Source organism: Desulforapulum autotrophicum HRM2 (genome assembly GCF_000020365.1).
Taxonomy (GTDB): domain Bacteria; phylum Desulfobacterota; class Desulfobacteria; order Desulfobacterales; family Desulfobacteraceae; genus Desulforapulum; species Desulforapulum autotrophicum.
In genome coordinates this window covers 4,523,063-4,540,175 of the sequence record NC_012108.1, presented here as the reverse complement: position 1 = coordinate 4,540,175, position 17,113 = coordinate 4,523,063, and the positions used below count along the sequence as shown (strand labels likewise).

17 protein-coding genes are annotated in these 17,113 nt (G+C 49.9%); 12 read left to right on the top strand and 5 right to left on the bottom strand.

The window, feature by feature from the left end:
* The first annotated feature begins 16 nt into the window (after positions 1 to 16).
* The 5 genes from HRM2_RS19895 (at position 17) to HRM2_RS19875 (ending at position 4,593) form a co-directional block, all read left to right on the top strand.
* Positions 17 to 1,231 (top strand): response regulator, encoded by a 1,215-nt coding sequence (locus tag HRM2_RS19895; protein WP_041274168.1) that lies wholly within the window; start codon positions 17 to 19, stop codon positions 1,229 to 1,231.
* Positions 1,232 to 1,327: 96 nt separating this feature from the next.
* Positions 1,328 to 3,079: a sensor histidine kinase gene (locus HRM2_RS19890; protein WP_015905826.1), complete on the top strand. Its 1,752-nt coding sequence runs from the start codon at positions 1,328 to 1,330 to the stop codon at positions 3,077 to 3,079.
* The gene (locus HRM2_RS19885) at positions 3,064 to 3,426 is read left to right on the top strand and encodes a response regulator (RefSeq protein WP_015905825.1); all 363 of its coding nucleotides are present in this window, start codon (positions 3,064 to 3,066) and stop codon (positions 3,424 to 3,426) included. The genes HRM2_RS19890 and HRM2_RS19885 overlap by 16 nt, the downstream gene beginning before the upstream one ends.
* Before the next feature lie 20 nt (positions 3,427 to 3,446).
* Positions 3,447 to 4,106, top strand: coding sequence for a sensor histidine kinase (locus tag HRM2_RS25555; protein WP_015905824.1), 660 nt, complete (start codon positions 3,447 to 3,449; stop codon positions 4,104 to 4,106).
* Positions 4,107 to 4,164: 58 nt separating this feature from the next.
* On the top strand, positions 4,165 to 4,593 hold the full coding sequence (locus HRM2_RS19875) for a response regulator (RefSeq protein WP_015905823.1): 429 nt from the start codon (positions 4,165 to 4,167) through the stop codon (positions 4,591 to 4,593).
* Between the two features lie 21 nt (positions 4,594 to 4,614).
* Here HRM2_RS19875 and HRM2_RS19870 read toward each other — a convergent pair whose 3' ends face one another.
* The 3 genes from HRM2_RS19870 to HRM2_RS19860 form a co-directional block, all read right to left on the bottom strand.
* The gene (locus HRM2_RS19870) at positions 4,615 to 5,874 is read right to left on the bottom strand and encodes a hypothetical protein (protein WP_015905822.1); all 1,260 of its coding nucleotides are present in this window, start codon (positions 5,872 to 5,874) and stop codon (positions 4,615 to 4,617) included.
* A gap of 108 nt (positions 5,875 to 5,982) precedes the next feature.
* The gene (locus HRM2_RS19865) at positions 5,983 to 7,467 is read right to left on the bottom strand and encodes an SLC13 family permease (RefSeq protein ID WP_015905821.1); all 1,485 of its coding nucleotides are present in this window, start codon (positions 7,465 to 7,467) and stop codon (positions 5,983 to 5,985) included.
* Between the two features lie 157 nt (positions 7,468 to 7,624).
* Complete coding sequence (locus tag HRM2_RS19860) at positions 7,625 to 8,182, bottom strand: CBS domain-containing protein (RefSeq protein ID WP_202944667.1); 558 nt, start codon at positions 8,180 to 8,182, stop codon at positions 7,625 to 7,627.
* 381 nt (positions 8,183 to 8,563) lie between these two features.
* Between HRM2_RS19860 and HRM2_RS19855 the strand changes: the two genes are divergently transcribed.
* The 7 genes from HRM2_RS19855 to HRM2_RS19825 all read left to right on the top strand — a co-directional run bounded on the left by HRM2_RS19855 (position 8,564) and on the right by HRM2_RS19825 (position 15,314).
* Positions 8,564 to 9,121: a CBS domain-containing protein gene (locus HRM2_RS19855; protein WP_015905819.1), complete on the top strand. Its 558-nt coding sequence runs from the start codon at positions 8,564 to 8,566 to the stop codon at positions 9,119 to 9,121.
* Between the two features lie 18 nt (positions 9,122 to 9,139).
* Positions 9,140 to 10,561, top strand: a complete 1,422-nt coding sequence (locus HRM2_RS19850; protein ID WP_015905818.1) for a transferase — start codon at positions 9,140 to 9,142, stop codon at positions 10,559 to 10,561.
* 17 nt (positions 10,562 to 10,578) lie between these two features.
* Complete coding sequence (locus HRM2_RS19845; protein ID WP_015905817.1) at positions 10,579 to 12,069, top strand: ATP-binding protein; 1,491 nt, start codon at positions 10,579 to 10,581, stop codon at positions 12,067 to 12,069.
* Positions 12,047 to 13,477, top strand: a complete 1,431-nt coding sequence (locus tag HRM2_RS19840) for a sigma-54-dependent transcriptional regulator (RefSeq protein WP_015905816.1) — start codon at positions 12,047 to 12,049, stop codon at positions 13,475 to 13,477. The genes HRM2_RS19845 and HRM2_RS19840 overlap by 23 nt, the downstream gene beginning before the upstream one ends.
* A gap of 169 nt (positions 13,478 to 13,646) precedes the next feature.
* Positions 13,647 to 14,324: a CBS and ACT domain-containing protein gene (locus HRM2_RS19835; protein WP_015905815.1), complete on the top strand. Its 678-nt coding sequence runs from the start codon at positions 13,647 to 13,649 to the stop codon at positions 14,322 to 14,324.
* 31 nt (positions 14,325 to 14,355) lie between these two features.
* Entirely contained in the window at positions 14,356 to 14,838 is a 483-nt protein-coding gene (locus tag HRM2_RS19830) for a universal stress protein (protein ID WP_015905814.1), read from the top strand.
* 14 nt (positions 14,839 to 14,852) lie between these two features.
* Positions 14,853 to 15,314: a universal stress protein gene (locus HRM2_RS19825; RefSeq protein ID WP_015905813.1), complete on the top strand. Its 462-nt coding sequence runs from the start codon at positions 14,853 to 14,855 to the stop codon at positions 15,312 to 15,314.
* A 124-nt stretch (positions 15,315 to 15,438) separates the two neighbouring features.
* Here the strand turns inward: HRM2_RS19825 and HRM2_RS19820 are convergent, their stop codons facing one another.
* Positions 15,439 to 15,807 carry a response regulator gene (locus HRM2_RS19820; protein ID WP_015905812.1) on the bottom strand — a complete coding sequence of 123 codons (369 nt, stop codon included), beginning with the start codon at positions 15,805 to 15,807 and terminating at the stop codon, positions 15,439 to 15,441.
* 173 nt (positions 15,808 to 15,980) lie between these two features.
* Positions 15,981 to 16,856, bottom strand: a complete 876-nt coding sequence (locus tag HRM2_RS19815) for a DMT family transporter (protein WP_015905811.1) — start codon at positions 16,854 to 16,856, stop codon at positions 15,981 to 15,983.
* Positions 16,857 to 17,113 lie beyond the last annotated feature (257 nt).

Genomic DNA, 17,113 nt, shown 5'->3' with positions numbered 1-17,113 from the left:
AGGAGAGGAAAATATCATGTCTGTCATTACACTGTTCAGCGGTAATTTCTGTAAGGATAAGGAGATCGAGGCAGCCCTGGTTGCAAAAACAGGGTGCAGGCTGATTACTGAGGATGAGATCGTCGCAAAGGCCGCCGCCCTGTCTAATATCAGTCAGGGTAAAATTAAAGAGGCATTTTTTGAAAAAACCTCAATATTTAATAAGTTCACCCATGAAAAAGAGCGCTCCATTGCCTGCATGCGGCTGGCTGTGGCCGAGATGCTTGCCCAGGATAATCTGATTGTAACGGGTTTTCCGGCCCATCTGATTCCAAAGTACATCAGCCATGTTCTGAGGGTCTGTTCCATTGCAGAGCTCAAGTACCGGTACGAGGAGGCCGAAGCTTCTGGCATCAACCAGAAAGAGGCCCTGCGACTCATCAAGGAGAACGATAAAAATGCTGCGGCCTGGGTTGAATCCCTTGCAGGGAACAAGGATCCCTGGGATAATACCCTTTACGACATTGTGATTCCCATGGGAAAAACTTCCGTGGATGAGGCCGTTGCCCTTGTGGTTGAAAAAGCCCAGAGCCCGGCCGTTGCCTATTCAGATGCTTCAGCCCTTGCAGTTGCCGATTTTCTCCTGGCAGCCAGGGTTGAAACGGCCCTGTCCAAAGAGGGCCATAACGTTGTGGTGACTTCAACGGCAGGGAATGTAACCCTCACCATCAACAAGAATGTGCTGATGCTTAAACGCCTGGAAGAGGACCTGACCGCCATTGCCAAGAAGGTCGAGGGAGTCAAGACGGTAACAACCGAGATCGGCAAGGGCTTTTACCAGACAGACATTTACCGTAAGTTTGATTTTGAAACCCCTTCAAAGGTTCTGCTGGTGGACGATGAAAGGGAGTTTGTTCAGACCCTGTCCGAACGGCTTCTCATGCGGGAGATGAGTTCCGCCGTTGCCTATGACGGTGAATCGGCGTTGAACATCGTTGACGAGGACGAACCGGATGTAATGATTCTGGATCTGAAGATGCCCGGAATTGATGGTATTGAGGTACTCCGAAAGGTCAAGGCCTCAAAGCCCGGCATTGAGGTGATCATTCTGACTGGCCACGGCAGTGAGGCCGATAAAAAGGTCTGTATGGAGCTCGGTGCCTTTGCCTATCTTCACAAACCCGTTGACATTGATCTGTTGAGCAAGACCTTGAAGCTTGCCAACGAAAAGATTAAACAACAGGGCGTATAAACCGTGGAGGCGGATGAAAATCCGCCCCGGGGATCCGTGGGGACGGATGAAAATTCGCCCCTGAAACAGGCCTAACCCGTGGGGGTACTGATTAAAATGTCTTTTTTTGAGAAGTTTAAACCCGCATTCTTTGCGACCACTGGCGTTGACCAGGGCCGTTCCAAGCACACCTTTAATTTCAGGAAGATCTGGCGCATGGTGATCCTGCTCATGGCTGCGGTTACCCTGGTTCCTTTGATCACCATCACCGTGGTGGATTACAATGTAACCCAGCGTTCCATTGAATCGGAGATTTCCCTTCGAACAAGGAGAACGGTCTCCAACACCAAGCGGACCATTTCCGCATTTTTTTCAGCGCGTAAGGCTGCCCTGGATTTCGTTGTCCACGACAACGATTTTTCGGTTCTGAGCAACACGGATCGCCTGGCCCATATCCTTGACAACCTTGAAGCCGGATTTGGCGGGTTTGTCGATCTTGGGGTGATCAACGACCGCGGTATCCATATTGCCTATTCCGGTGCCTATAATCTGGGGGGCAAGAATTATTCCGACCAGGCCTGGTTCAACAAGGTTCTGGAGATGGGGGTTTACATCAGTGAGGTGTTTCTCGGGTTCCGTAATCAACCCCATCTGGTCATCGCCGTTAAGTACGAGTTCGACGATGGTGGGTTCTATGTGCTGCGGGCCACGATTGACACGGATCAGTTCAACGAAATTCTTTCAACCCTTGAGCTCAACGGTGAGGGCGATGCCTTTTTGATCACCCATGACCGGGTGATTCAGACCCCGAGCCGGTTTCACGGCAATGTCCTTTCCACGGTCGACATTCCTGTTCCCCCCTATTCGGACCGCACCCAGGCCCATGAATACCGCGACGAAAATCATGCCGGGTACCTTGTGGGGTACGCCTATATTCCAGACACCGATTTCATTCTGATGATCGTAAAGCAGAAGGCTGCCCTGATGAAATCCTGGTACGCCACCCGGTCCCATCTCATCGGATTTCTGCTGTTGAGCATCACCCTGATTCTTGGGGTGATTATTTTTGGCACCACCTATATGGTCAACCAGATGTTTTTCTCCGATAGGAAAAGGGCCATGGCAATGCACCGGATCGAGTATGACAACAAGCTTGCCACAGTGGGAAGGCTTGCCGCAGGGGTCGCCCATGAGATCAATAACCCCTTGGCCATCATCAATGAAAAGGCAGGACTGATCAAGGACATTTTTGTATTCCGGGAAAAGTATTCCGCCGACGACAAGCTCATGGGCCTTGTGAACTCTGTGATTTCGTCGGTGGCTCGCTGCGGAACCATTACCAAAAGGCTGCTTAACTTTGCCCGGCACATGGACGAATCCTTTCAGATCATTGACATTGAAGTTGTGGTAAGAGAGGTATTGGGATTCCTGGCAAAGGAGGCGGAGTATCGAAGCATCGAGGTTCTTATCTCGGTTCCGGAGGGATTCCCAAAGATCGAGTGTGACCGGGGAAAGCTCCAGCAGGTGCTGCTCAATATCGTGAACAATGCCTTCTCAGCCATTGGCAGTGAGGGCCGGCTCACCATTGATGTACAGAAAAAAAATGATCAATATTGGATGGTTACCCTGACAGACACAGGGTGCGGTATCCCGGAAAAAGATCTTGAGATGATTTTTGAGCCCTTTTTTACCAAAAAAGCCGCCCAGGGCGGAACAGGACTGGGGCTTTCCATCACCTATCAGCTTGTGGAAGAGGCGGGCGGTTGTATCAAGGTCAAGAGTGAAATAGGCAAGGGAACAAGTTTTATAGTGACCTTGCCGTTTAAACCCAAAAATAAAAAGGAGATAAACACGTGCGAGTCCTTCTAGTTGACGATGAGGTGGAATATGTGTCCACCCTTGCTGAGCGCCTCTCATTCCGGGGATTTGAAGCTCAGTGGGTCTCAAGCGCAAACGAGGCCCTTGAGAGCATCGGGAAAAATCATTTTGACATTGCCGTGCTGGATGTCAAGATGCCCAAGATGGGGGGGATTGAGCTGAAGAAAAAAATTGAAGAAATCGCTCCCGGCATGAAATTTATCTATCTGACAGGCCACGGCTCAGAGGACGACTATAACAAAGGGGTGACGGATGGGGTTTACTATCTGATCAAACCCGTTGATATTGATCAGCTGATAACGTTCATGAACCAGGCCATGCCAAACGCAAACAGCTGAAGTGCAGGGGGAGTGTGAATATGAACGGGGAAACAGAGGCAGTAAAACCCATGGGGCTTGCCTATTTTGGTAAAATGATGGCTGCCATCAGCCATGAGATCAAAAACTCACTGGCCATCATCAATGAAAATGCAGGACTGGTGGAGGATTTATGCCTGATGGCAAAAAAGGGTAACCCCATTGATCCCGAACGAATCGGAACCATCGCAGGCAGGGTGGGCCAGCAGATACAGCGGGCCGACACCACCGTTAAAAAGATGAACCGCCTGGCCCACAGTGTGGATGATCCGGTGCGGCAGGTCGATGTGGCCGCAGCCCTTGCCTTTACCCTTGAGCTGGGAGAAAAAGTCCTTTCCACCCTTGGAATTGAGGTTAAGGTGGTCCCCCCGGCGTCACCAGTAGTCATGAATCTCAATGAATTTTTGTTCATGAATCTTCTATGGGAGACCGTGGCCCATGTCGCTGCAGGGATTGACAGGAGCAAAAATCGGACCATGACCATTACCATTGGCAATACCGACAAAGGGGTTGAGTTTGTCTTCTCTCCCGTGGATGGGGTGGATGGTGGCAAAATGCCCTGGGATCTGGCGCTTTTGGAAGTCTTTGGGGCGAACATCCTTCCCCTTGCAGACACCCGGGAACTTGTGTTAAAACTTCCGGAAAATGCAGAAATCATGTAATATGTTGATAGGGCTTGGGTCGAATTTTAATACAACCTATATTTAAAGGAGAATAACCATGGGTGAAAAAATATTGCTGGTTGATGATGAGCAGGATTTTCTGGACGTCATGTCCGAAAGGATGCGCAACCGCGGCATGGATGTAACAACGGCCAATTCGGCAAAAGAGGCCCTGGAAAGGGTGAAAAACGAGACCTTTGACGCCATTATTGTTGATCTTCTCATGCCCGAGATGGACGGCCTTGAGGCCCTTGAAAACATGAAAAAGATTAATTCGGATCTCCAGGTGATCCTTCTGACCGGTAACGCAACTGTTGAAAAGGGGATCGAGGCCATGAAGCTCGGGGCCATGGATCTTGTGGAAAAACCGGCCGATATGAACAGCCTCACTGAAAAGATCAAAAAGGCCAAGGCCCACAAGATGATTCTTGTTGAACGTAAGACCGAGGAAAAGATCAGGAAGATCATGAGTTCCAAGGCTTGGTAGCCCCGGGTTTTTCGTTTTTTCCTAGAGCCGGTACACCGTTGGAATCTCTTCTTTGTTGAGGAAGATTCCAACGGTATCCCCCGTGCTGAATCCCAGGTGAGCGATTTCCCGTGTAACTGCTTCATGCTTGTCCGCATGCCAGAAGACGTTCCACATGGGGTTTCTCACCGTATCAATGCCGTAGGCATCGTGGCTGCCCAGGTTGACCCGCAACCTGTCTTTGGCAATAAGGGTGTCTGCTTCAAAGAGAAAAAAATCGATCTGATAGAGGTTGTTGTTGAGTTCCTGGGCCAGTTCTTGCTGGAGGTCCGGAAAGTCATCAAGGTAGTGGTTGGCAATCTGGTAAAATTCCCGGGGTTCCTTGATGGATATGCCCAGGATGGCAAATCGCTGGTGGGTCATGGCAAAGGTTTCGATTTCGTTCTGGAAGGCGTGGATGATATCAATGGCCTGTTCCAGTCCCTCCCGGGGCGGCAGGTCCTCGAGAACAATCTCTTCGCATTTTGCGATGACTTTCATGTATAGCTGTTTGGTGTCCATGACGTAGATGGGTCGTTCCCGGTAATTTCTGCGCTTTCGTATTCGTTTGACACCGGCAAGACGGATGGAGATGATACCTTGTTTTTGTTCAAGGACCTCAATCTTTGAGATGTCCTTTGCCTGGACCACAAAGATTTCACCGGTTTCTGAAATGATGTATTCAATTTCACAGGGAAATTCCAGGAAGGTCTGTATCTGCCTGGACAACGCCATGAGTTTCCGGTCGTGGGGGGTCTTTGTGATGTAGGGGTCTGACTGTATTCTGGCGTGTCTGTTTCTGCAGTATCCGAACTCCCACTCGTTGAGGATCATCTTTGCCATGACGTTTGACCCTTCCACAAAGGGCATGACGATGATACCCATCTGCTCAAGGTCGAGGGCAGGGGCCTTTAAGAACTTTTGCTGGCGCTTGATGGAAAGGGCCTTGCTGGTGCGTGCCGCCTTGATGATCTTGGATCTTGCATAGGTGATTCCCAGGACATCGGCATAGGTGTCAAGGGAGTCAAAGGTACCGCCCTTGAAACGGTTCTCCAGGGGATGGGCGCTCCTTGCGATAACCTTGTAGTACTGCTGGTGCTGGGAGAGAAATGCTTCAAGGGGGCCAAAGGCGTTGTTTTGAAACGCTTCGGGAGGTACATATATGAATTCGGGGACGTTGAAACCTTCGTGCTTGAGGCGTAACAGCAGTGCTGCCTTTTCCGGGAGCAGACCGGCCTCTTTTGTTTCTGTGCTGTCTGTCATTGTTCTGTCCTAAAATTTACACCTAAAAGTTGCAAGCGCCCTTTGACCAGACATGGAAAGGATTTTGATAATAGGGGACGGATGTCAAATCCGCCCCCTTTTCTTAATTTATCCAACGGTAATGGGCATTCCCATCATGGGCCACAGCACCAGGACGGAAAAGCCGACAATGACCAGGAGAATGATACTTGCCGGGACGCCATAGAGAAAAAATTCGCCCGTGGTAAATTGTTTTGAGTCATAGGCAATGGCGTTGGGGGCCGCACCCACGAGCAGCAGAAAGGGCATGCCTGCAACCACAAGGGAGGAGAAGAGAATGGCTTCGCCGGAAACCCCGAGGTAGGGGGCGATGACCAGGGCCACGGGCAGGGAAATGGCAATGGCTGCAACGTTCATGATAAAGTTGGTCATCATCATGACGAAAAAGGCGATGCTCATGACAAATACAAACCAGTGGGACTCCTTGAAAATGGTCAGCCAGTTGATGGCCATCCATTCAGCGGCTCCCGTGTCCCAGAGGCAGAAACCAATACTCATGGCTCCGGCAAACAGCAGAATAATGTTCCAGGGAATCTCTTCCAGATCGTCAATGTCCAGGATACCCGTGATGAAAAAAAGTATGGTGGAGATAAGAATTACAGCGGTTTTATGGGGCGCAACAAAGCCTGGAATAAAGGCCTTGAGAATGGCAAAGGTGGCAAGGGCAAGGATGCAGAGCCCCACGATGCTTGCGGCAACGATCTCTTTTCGGGTGATGGAGCCAAGCTCGATGTAGAGGTTTTTTGCCCTTTTTTTGAGGCCGGGGATGGTTTTTTTCTCAGGCTTTAAAACGATCATGAAATAGACCCAAAGGGCCGCGGTCATGAGAAAGCCCACCGGCGCCATGTAGTAGGACAGCTCGAAAAAACCGATATCCTTGCCCATGATATCCTTGAAAAAACCAATGGCAACAGCCCCCCTGGCAGCACCCAGAAGGGTGACGATGGAGCCTGCGCCCGCCACATAGGCCATGCCGATGAACAGACCCTTGCCGAATTTGGTCGGTTTATTTCCCTCTCCGTAAAGGGAATAGATGGCCACGAGCAGGGGATAGATGGTGGCGGCAACGGCCGTGTGTGCCATGATAAGGGTCAGGGCTGCGGTGACGCCAAAGCAGCCAAGGTAGATCATGCTGGTCTTTTCCCCCACAATGGAGAGCATCTTATAGGCCAGTCGTTTGGTCAGTCCGGTTTTGGTGAACACAAGCCCGATGACGATGGACCCGAAGATGAACATGACTGAGGGGTCCATGAAATCCTTGAATGCCACCTGGGCCGGACGGATGAAAAAAAGGGTCTGCATGACGCCAATGGCAAGACTTGTCACACCAATGGGAACCACTTCAAACACCCACCAGGTTCCGGCCATGAGAAAGACGGCAATGGCGCCTTTGCCGGCCTTTGAAAGGGCAAAGTGCTTGCCCAGAGGATCGATGGCATCGGGCCAGACCGGGGAAAAGTAGACAAGGGTAAAAAGTCCAATACCCACAAAAAGCCATGCCGTTTTAACCCAGTTGAAACTGGCTGTCTTTTCCATTTCTATTTCAACACTCATTAAAGGTTTCCTCCTGAATTGTCTGATCTTTATATGTGAAACGCACATCGAAACATTATCGGTGCAGGCGTTTCAAATTTTGTTGTGACAAGAACCTGTACCCTGCTCTGGGCAAGTCGATTTGTCTGATTTTAAATGGTTGCAGCCGTTATACAGCTTATTTTATAGGGCATTGTCCGATGATCTTTGAAAAGGCTTCAAACACATCTGAGAGGCGAAGCACACCTGTAACAATCTCTTCTTTCATCACCAGCAGGGACTGATGCCGGCCAAGGACCAGCTGGTGAATAGCCTCGTCAAGGGTGTCATTCTCCTCTATGAGTTCTCCTTCCGAAGGGGGGGTCAGGACCTTGGACACGGGTATGGAAGCCCCTTTAATACAGATATCTTTGAGGGGGGAATCCCAGAGATGGTAGTTTGTCAAAAGTGATTTCATAAAGGTCCTTGAGAATCCGAATTTTGCAAGACCTTGTCTTTCAAGCATTTCGCTGTACTTGGGTTCCAGTGCCCTTAACACATCAAGCTGGCCGACCTTTCCAGCGATTTTACCGTTTTTGCCAAGGACAATAACGGCCCTGTGGGGGTATTTTGAATGGTTAAATCGTTCCTGGGCGGTTGCTAGCGCCTGCACGACGTCAAAGAGTGACGCATCTTCCGTCACCGTTGCATAGTCGGCCAGGGGGACCATCAGGTCCTTAACACTGTTTGTTTTCAATTTGTATCTTCCTCCATTATATGTTTAGCACTTACGGTGCTGTTCGGTCTTGTTTAAAGGCTGCGTGCTTTCCAGGAGTTCATGGAAATTAAATTACGCCTATCATGATGAAAAAAAAAGATCAAGAAAATGCGGAAACCGGGTGTCGATTTTGTAACTAATTCGATTCATTATGGATATCTAAAATCGTCCCCTGGTAAAGAAGGGTCTCCCCGGGGGTGAAACCTTTGGGACCATCCCTGTTTGGGCTTAGATTACAGGGGCTTGATATAAAATAAAAGACATGATAGATCCTGTGACATACTTGGGGAAGAGTGCCATTTCTTTGCCCGGGCCTGTTTTGCATGTCAGTTCTATTAACCGGATAAAGGAGTTTCTTTAATGAACCAGATAGTAAAAGATTTGATGGTGCCCCTTTCCGACTATGCCACCATTGCCAGAGGGTCTACACTTTACGAGGCGGTTCTTGCCCTTGAAAATGCAAAAAAGGATGTGGAGCGGTCCGTTCATCCCCACTGGATTGTTCTGGTCCTTGATGAAAACAAAGAAGTGATCGGCAAGCTGAGCCAGCTCACCCTTCTCAGGGCCCTTGAACCTAAAACCGAGCACACGGCTGTGGTGGACCGGATTGCCAAATTCGGTTTCAGCTCAAAGTTTGTAGCAGCCATGCGGGAGGAGAATCTTCATGATGGTAAGGCAGAAGATTACCTGTATACAGACCCCATTGCCATGGAAATGAAGGTCGAGGATTTCATGCTGACCCTTGCTGAAAATGAGTTTATCGATGAAACTACTTCGCTTAACTCTGCAGTCCACCAGCTCACCGTTAGAAATCGTCTCTCTCTCCTTGTCACAAAGAAAGACAAGGTTGTGGGCGTTTTAAGACTTTCCGATGTCTTTTCCGCATTGATAGCGGCCATGAAAAAAGTGCATAAATAGGTTAAAAGGGGAACATATATGAGAGAGATAGAAAAACTTTTTGACAGAATTGTACAGCGGGTAAACATAAATCTGCGGGAGCTTGAGTATGATGTCAACCCCTATGTCCAGGATTTGATTCCTTTCAACCAGATGGTCAAATTTTACGGGTTCTACGGCATCAGCCCCCACCATCCCTTGAATTTTAAATTCAGGCATTCAAACCTTGCCGGAAGTTATTTCCTGGGGCGCTGCCGGGTGAGCAATTCCCTTCTCTACAAGAGCGATATCAGGGGGGATGAATTAAAGAAAAAAGGAGACCTTTTTCAGTTCAACGACTATGAGATTCCCGTGGTGGACAACGAAGAGATCCATGTGGAGGACAGCTTTCTCATCAAGACCCTGGTCCACAACTTTTCCCATGATCCTGAGTCCCTTGAGCGGTTCTTTATCAAGGACACCATTTCCATGAATTATGCCAACATCCACGGGGCACCCTGCGACGGATGCTTCCTCGGTGTTTTTGCCACAGTGGACCTGACCACCATGCGTGACTGCGTCATCGGCAATTTTTCCTATGTCCAGGCCGGGGAGATCAGCCACCTGAACATTCCCCCCGGAACCGTGTGGGTGAGAAATCCCGGCGAGTTTAATTTCTACTACCAGTTTCCTGAACCCAGGCTCAACGACTATGTCTATTTTGGTGCCGGCTTACCCCCCCAGGGTAAAATTATCGATTTTGTGGAAGATCGCAAGGAGGCGTTCCAGCGGGTTTTTGATGTGGTCAACATTGAGCAGACCATTCCTGTTCCCTCATCGGCTTCCCTTGACCGCTATTCCGTGACCCGGGGATTGACCACCATTGGCGATAATGTGCTTGTGGCCCAGCGGGCCTACCTCCAGAATGCCTGGCTTGGCAAGGGTGCCAATGTCCAGGAAAATTGTTTTATCATCAATTCAAGACTTGAAGGTAACGATGTCACGGCCCATGGGGCCAAGATCATCGAGGCGGATCTTGGGGTCATGGTTTTTGTCGGGTTTAACAGCTTTGTGCGGGGCCGTCCGGAAAATCGCCTGACCATTGGTGAGAATTCCATTGTCATGCCCCACACCATCATTGACATCACAGAACAGCTGACCATTCCACCCAATCACCTAGTCTGGGGTCTGATCGAAAACGAGGAAGATCTTGAAACCAACTCCATCGCCATTGAAGAACTTTCAAAGGTGGACACCCGGCTTGCCATGGGTAACATGTTTTTTGAGGGCAATGGGGCCGCTTTTGTGGAAGCGTTCCAGCACAGAATTCTTCACATCCTTGAGGCCAACGGCGCTTTTTTCAATGGGGCTGAGAAAAAGGGCCATGCCCAGAAAAATCAGTATATCTCATTCAACACGATTCAGCCCTATCCAGAGGGTGCTAAAAAGGGAATATTCCCGACAATTGTCATTCAGCCATAGGAGAACAGGGCCAGGCGATGAAACATTATATCTCCCTTAGATCGAAAATCATTTACATCTTTTCTGCCATGGCAGCCACGGTCGTGGCCGGCGGCATCTGCTTTCTGTGGTATTCCTATGAGATTGATGCCATGCTCGTGACCATGGTGGAAAAGGAGGTGGTCCTTTTTAAGACGGCCCAGGACATGGAGCTTGCACTTGCAAACCAGAAGGGGTTTCTGACCTATTATTTTGTGGACGGCCAGGTAAACTGGCTTAAATCCCTTGGCCAGTACCGGGAGGTGTTCCGTCAGAGCCTGGACCGTGCCTCGTCCCTGAACCTCAGTCCGGATCAGAGGGAAATTCTGGAAAAAATAAAAACCCAGTATGCCACCTATGTGGCGGCCAAGGACCAGGTGATCGACAGTTACCGTCAATCCAATGTATCGGAGAGCATCTCCCTTGTCCATGAACGCCATCGGGGGCTTTTTTTCAGTCTCCTCGAACTTTGCCGCGGGTTCACCCAGAATCAGTGGCGGGTTATCCAGGAGACAGAGGCGAAAAATCATTGTCGATCGGTCACTTTAAGGTGGGTGGGGTTTTCCGGCATGGGGGTCTTCCTCTCCCTGTGCACCCTTCTTTTGTTGGTTCTCTATCGCCACATCCTGATTCCCATCCGTGGGCTTGCCATTGAAACGGGTGGTTCACCGGCAGAGAGCCATCAGGATGAGGTTGTTTCGTTGAAACATTCCCTGGAGGGGATGATGAAGGAGTTTGGCGACACCCATGATGCCCTTGCCAGAAGTCGGCAGCACCTTCTCCATGCCGAAAGAATGGTTGTGGTGGGCGAAATGGCGGCGGGTGTTGCCCATACCATTCGAAATCCCTTTACTTCGATCAAGATGAGGATGTTTTCCCTGAGCCGATCCCTTGATCTCACCGATATTCAGAACGAGGATCTCCAGGTGATCTCCGATGAGATCGCAAGGATAGACCGGATTGTTCAGAATTTCATCGAGTTTGCGAGGCCCCCTAAACTGAGGCTTAAACTGTGCAGCATACAGAAGGTCATCAATTCGGTGATTACCCTTCTGGAATACCGGCTCAAGGAGCACAATGTGGAACTTGTGTTTCAGCCTGACACAGATCTTCCCGGGGTCATGGTGGACAGTGACCGGCTCAAGGAGGCCCTGGTGAATCTGGTCACCAACGCCTGCGAGGCCATGGAGGGGGGCGGACGCATTGTCATCACTGAATCCCGGGAGGTTGTCCCGGATGTCGGGGATATGGCCGTTATCTCCATTGTTGACAATGGACCGGGTATTCCACAGCCAATCTTAAAGGATATCACCAACCCCTTCTTTACCACCAAGGAGGAGGGCTCCGGTCTTGGGTTGAGCATTGTTGAAAGGATTGTCCGGGAGCATGGAGGACTTTTTCTAATCGCATCGGGCAGGTCTGAAGGGGCTGAATTCATCATAAAACTACCAGTCAAGGAGATCGTTCATGGGTCTGATACTCGTCATTGACGACGACCAGCAATTAAGCCGGAGTTTCGCAAAAATCCTTACCCAGGACGGCTATAAAATCGAAGCGTCCTACACCGGCCAGGACGGTATCATCAAGACTGCAGCCGTGAACCCGGATCTTGTGATCCTTGACATCCGCCTGCCAGACATGAGTGGCATGGAGGTGTTTGAAGCCATCCACGCCGAGAACCCAAAGCTTCCCGTGATCATCATCACCGCCTTTGGCACCACTGAAACGGCCATCCAGGCCATCAAGCAGGGGGCCTACGACTATATCTACAAGCCCTTTGACGTGCCTCAAATGCTTGGGCTCGTTAAAAAGGCGCTCCTGGCTGGCCGATGCATGTCCTCCCCCGTGGATGTTAACCCCGAGTCAGACGGTTTTTCCGGCCGCGAGGCCCTTGTGGGAACCAGCAGTCAGATGCTCGAGGTGTACAAGGCCATTGGACGGGTGTCGTCAACGGATGCCACGGTTCTTATCCGGGGGGAGTCCGGAACAGGCAAGGAACTTGCCGCAAGGGCCGTGTATAATCATTCCCTCAGGGCTGAAAAACCCTTCATGGTCATCAACTGTGTGGCCATTCCAGAGACCCTTCTCGAGAGTGAGCTCTTTGGGTATGAAAAGGGGTCCTTCACCGGAGCTGCCCATCGAAGGGTTGGAAAAATCGAACAGGCAAGGGGTGGCACTGTGTTCCTCGACGAAATCGGGGACATGCCCATGAGCATCCAGGCAAAGTTTCTGCGCCTTCTCCAGGAGAACAGCATTGAGCGTCTGGGCGGAAGGGAACCCATCAGCGTGGATGTCAGGATCATTGCTGCAACCAACCGGGATCTTGAACGGGCCGTGGCCGATGGGGTCTTCCGGGAGGATCTTTACTATCGCCTCCAGGTGATCACCATCACCATGCCCCCCCTGAGGGATCGAAAGGGGGATAGCGTTATCCTTGCTGACTACCTGCTGGCAAGGCTGAGTGCGGAAATGTCCATGGCAAACCCGGGCATCTCACCGGAAGCCGTGAAAAAGATCAAGCAGTATGAGTGGCCCGGCAACATCCGGGAGCTTGCCAATGTGTTGAAAAAAGTTCTGATTTTCAACCGGGGTGCCCCCATCCAGGCCGAAGAGATCACCCTGAATGAACTTGACAACCGGAGCCGAACGGATGATGTTGAAGCAACACCCGCAGGCGGTGTCCGGGACTGGGTGCGTGAATGCCTTAGATCGGAAAAGGACGAAAAGATCTTTGATTCCTGCCTGGATCACATTGCATCGCTGCTCATTGAGGAGGCCCTGGATTTTACTGAAGGCAACCGTTCCAGGGCAGCGAAGTTGCTGGGCATGTCAAGACCCACCTTTCATTCAAAGCTGGACAAGTACGGCATTCGGATCGGTACCAACGCAAGGGAGTGATACAGTTTACGAAGTGTAAAAAAGGTTGACACCCGGCACCATGGCATCAGGCATATCAGCCCCGCGGTAGCCGCTTGTTCACGCGTAAACCCTGTTTTATACATTGGCATGGGAATTGCTCTTTGTTTTATCAGATGATGTTAGCACTTCAATATCTGAGGAGGGCGATATGCTGATAAAACGATGGATGAGTAAACCCGTTGTCACCGTTGAGAAGGATGCATCCCTTATGGACGTGTCCGATCTTTTTAAAACAAAGATTATCTCCATGGTTCCTGTGATGGATGATGGCAGAATCATTGGGATTGTCACGGATGGAGATATCAAAAAAGCGTCTCCGTCCAAGGCCACCTCCCTTGATATCTACGAATTAATGACCCTGGTCCGCAAGATCAAGATCACCTCTCTCATGTCAAGTCCCGTGATAACGATTCCTGGAAATTTTACCGTTGACGAGGCTGCCGCCAAGATGCTTGCCAACAATATTTCCGGTATGCCTGTCATGGGAGACAACGGTAAGATGGAGGGGATCATCACAAAAAGCGATATCTTTCGCTGCCTTGTTTCGTTTACCGGAGCTGGCCACAAGGGGCAGACTTTTGCCTTTAAAGTAAAAGATCGATCCGGCATTGTCCAGGATCTCATGGATTCCGTCCGCAACCACAGGGCGCGTATCCATAGTGTTCTGACCTCCAATGAAGAGAAGGACGATGGATTCAGAAAGATCATTATCCATACCTTCGGGATTGCCCCTGACCGATTTGATCCCATGGTTAAGGCCCTTGGGGCCATTGCCGAAATGACCTATGCCGCAGATCAGACTACGGGCCAAAGAATTGTTTTTTAATTCATAAGTAATTGAATTCCAGGAGGCTGCAATGAAAAAAATAGAAAAGATCCTTGTTGGTGTGGATTTATCCGAATATTCCACCCTTGCCATTGAGTACGCCGTTGAATTTGCCAAAGCGTCCAATGCCGAGATTCTGCTGTTGAACGTGTTGAACCAGCGTGACATCAACGGTGTTAAAATGGCCAGTGCCTATTATCCCAACGGAATTGACCTTGAACGTTACATCACGGATTCAAAGACCGAGCGCTATAACGCCATCCGGGCCCTTGTAAAGGAGAAGTTCTTTGAGGTGAAATCGACCATGAGCATCCATGTCAACATGGGGGTTCCCTTTGAGGAGATCCTCAACTTTGCCAAGGATGAAAATATCGACTTGATCGTCATCGGCAACAAGGGCAGGAGCAACCTTTCAAGAACGCTTTTCGGCTCCAATGCTGAAAAGATTTTCAGGCACGCCAAAGTGCCAGTTGTGAGCGTTCGGGACCGGGATAATTTCAGCCGTAAAAGTTGAAAGGAGAAGGTAAAATGAAACAGATAAAGAAAATTGTGGCTGCCCTTGATTTCTCCACCTATTCCCAGGACATTCTGGAACACTCCTTGAGCCTTGCAAAGGGAATCTCGGCCCAGGTAATCATTGTTAATGTCATCAACAGAAAGTCGGTTGACGCGGCCAGGCAGGCCTTTAATGCCGAACATCCCAACAGCTTCCTACCCGATAAGTATATCGGAGATGACAAGGAGAGACGAAAAAGAATGCTTGGGGATCTCCTGGCTGAGTGTGGCGGCAAGGAGACAGATACAAAGATTATAGTCCGGTATGGTATTCCCTTTGAAGAGATTCTCACTGCCCTGGATGAAGAGGACGGCGACCTTCTGGTCATCGGCCAGAAGGGTCGGACCAACCTGCCTGAATTTCTCTTTGGTACAACGGCTGAAAAACTCTTCAGACACTCACCTGTTCCCGTTTTCAGCATAAGAAAAGAATAGGGTTCAGCGCATTCAGGGACGTTTCATCACAAGGAATTTGTGAAGCGTCCCCTTTCTTCTACCACTATCTCAGTTGGGGCCTCCGCCATTTGATCGTCCTTTTGGGGCGGTTCTCAATTGCCTTTCATGCGTTCCTTCCAAATGATTCGATCTTTTTTTTCATGGGTGCGATGCTATTTGCGCTCTTTTCCACAAAATAAATGTTTTCGTCAACATTCATTTCATTGAAAAATTCTGCAAATGTGTGGATAATGATTTTAACCGGAGGAATCCTGTCCTGGATTTCATCAAGAAGGGACTGGCCAAAGAAATCGGGAAGCTCAGGGTCAAGGACGATGATGTCCAGCTGGTTGCTTCCATATATATAGCCGTGGGCCTCTTTCTTGTTCTTAGCCATATAGATGGTATGTCCATCCTGCTCCAGCTCCCGTTTTAACAGACTCCTCACATGGAGATTGGTATCGGTCACCAGGATATGGAATGGTTTTGTCATCGCCTGCCCGTCAGTTTTCTATGTTTATAAAAAAAGTCTCTCTTAGGGTATCAGCAAAAAACATGCCTGTCTGGTCTGCCGTGTAAGGCCCCACATTCAACGGTTCTGGACGGCTATCCCTGCCGTGGGGTGAAACATTTTTTTTACACCTTGTAAATTTTGCTGACACGGAACTATTTTTTTCCGGTCATGCCGAAATAGATTGCAGAAAGGACCACCACGACACCTGCCCATCCTGCAGGTCCTGTGATCCGGTCAAAGAAGATGACATCCCACACAAAGGAAAGGGTAGGCTGCAGCAGCAGAATAAGTCCGGCAAACGATGCGTTGACCTTTGGAAGGGCATTGGAGATCATCACCCAGGCAATGGTCTGACTGAAAAGCCCGAGGCAGATGAGCCACACCAGGGTGATGACATCGGGAATGGCAAAGCTGTCCGTTGACATATATATTTTGCCACCCAGGAAAAGGGCACTGGCAACAGAGACAACCATGAGATAATAAAACAGGGAAAAATCGTTCCGGTCCGATTGGATCTGTCTCAATACCAGCAGGAAAATGCTGTAAAACAGGGCCGTGGTCAGTCCGAACCCAATACCGATGAGATGGTCCCGGGTCAGGTGCCCCATGTCAACGCCCACAATAAGAAACAGCCCAAGAAATGCCATGGGCAGGGACAGAACAAAGACCCATCCAATTTTTTCCTTGAATAAAAAGACCCCTGCAAGGGTCAGTACAAACACCTGGCAGTTGGAAAGAATGGTGGCAAGCCCCGGTCCGACATAAAGGATGCTCAAATGCCAGACCCACAGATCAAGGCCAAAGACAATACCGCACAGTACTGCAAGCAGATTATTTTTCAGGCGTCGGGGTTTAAATTCTTTTTTTAAGATACAGGCAAGCACCAGAAAAACAGCGCCAAAGGCCACCCGGTAAAAGGCGGATACGGAAGAGGGAACATGGGCCGCCCGGACAAACACGCTTGAAAAACTGATGATAACGGCACCCAGGGTCAGTGCCGTTACCGGCTGGAGGATTTTTAGTCTCATTCAACGGGTCAATAGCCCAGCATGGCGGTATTGTCAAGTACCCTGGCATCCCCATGTTCTGCGGACACAACAACGCGTGAAACACGATAGCAGCAGGCGGGTGGGGACGGGTGTTACCCTGAACGGATTAAATGGCAACGGTCGGCATGGACGCCGAATGAGTTGCCATTTCCCTCGGAGCAGCCCATGGACAGGCTGCGAGGCTCGAAGAGATGCATAAGCATACATGAGAGAAGGGCAACACCCGTTTCCGCCTG

Coding starts and splice junctions, on each gene's coding strand:
- HRM2_RS19895 (WP_041274168.1), top strand. CDS start 17: ATGTCTGTCATTACACTGTTCAGCGGTAATTTCTGTAAGGATAAGGAG.
- HRM2_RS19890 (WP_015905826.1), top strand. CDS start 1,328: ATGTCTTTTTTTGAGAAGTTTAAACCCGCATTCTTTGCGACCACTGGC.
- HRM2_RS25555 (WP_015905824.1), top strand. CDS start 3,447: ATGAACGGGGAAACAGAGGCAGTAAAACCCATGGGGCTTGCCTATTTT.
- HRM2_RS19875 (WP_015905823.1), top strand. CDS start 4,165: ATGGGTGAAAAAATATTGCTGGTTGATGATGAGCAGGATTTTCTGGAC.
- HRM2_RS19870 (WP_015905822.1), bottom strand. CDS start 5,874: ATGACAGACAGCACAGAAACAAAAGAGGCCGGTCTGCTCCCGGAAAAG.
- HRM2_RS19865 (WP_015905821.1), bottom strand. CDS start 7,467: ATGAGTGTTGAAATAGAAATGGAAAAGACAGCCAGTTTCAACTGGGTT.
- HRM2_RS19855 (WP_015905819.1), top strand. CDS start 8,564: ATGAACCAGATAGTAAAAGATTTGATGGTGCCCCTTTCCGACTATGCC.
- HRM2_RS19850 (WP_015905818.1), top strand. CDS start 9,140: ATGAGAGAGATAGAAAAACTTTTTGACAGAATTGTACAGCGGGTAAAC.
- HRM2_RS19845 (WP_015905817.1), top strand. CDS start 10,579: ATGAAACATTATATCTCCCTTAGATCGAAAATCATTTACATCTTTTCT.
- HRM2_RS19840 (WP_015905816.1), top strand. CDS start 12,047: ATGGGTCTGATACTCGTCATTGACGACGACCAGCAATTAAGCCGGAGT.
- HRM2_RS19835 (WP_015905815.1), top strand. CDS start 13,647: ATGCTGATAAAACGATGGATGAGTAAACCCGTTGTCACCGTTGAGAAG.
- HRM2_RS19830 (WP_015905814.1), top strand. CDS start 14,356: ATGAAAAAAATAGAAAAGATCCTTGTTGGTGTGGATTTATCCGAATAT.
- HRM2_RS19825 (WP_015905813.1), top strand. CDS start 14,853: ATGAAACAGATAAAGAAAATTGTGGCTGCCCTTGATTTCTCCACCTAT.
- HRM2_RS19820 (WP_015905812.1), bottom strand. CDS start 15,807: ATGACAAAACCATTCCATATCCTGGTGACCGATACCAATCTCCATGTG.
- HRM2_RS19815 (WP_015905811.1), bottom strand. CDS start 16,856: ATGAGACTAAAAATCCTCCAGCCGGTAACGGCACTGACCCTGGGTGCC.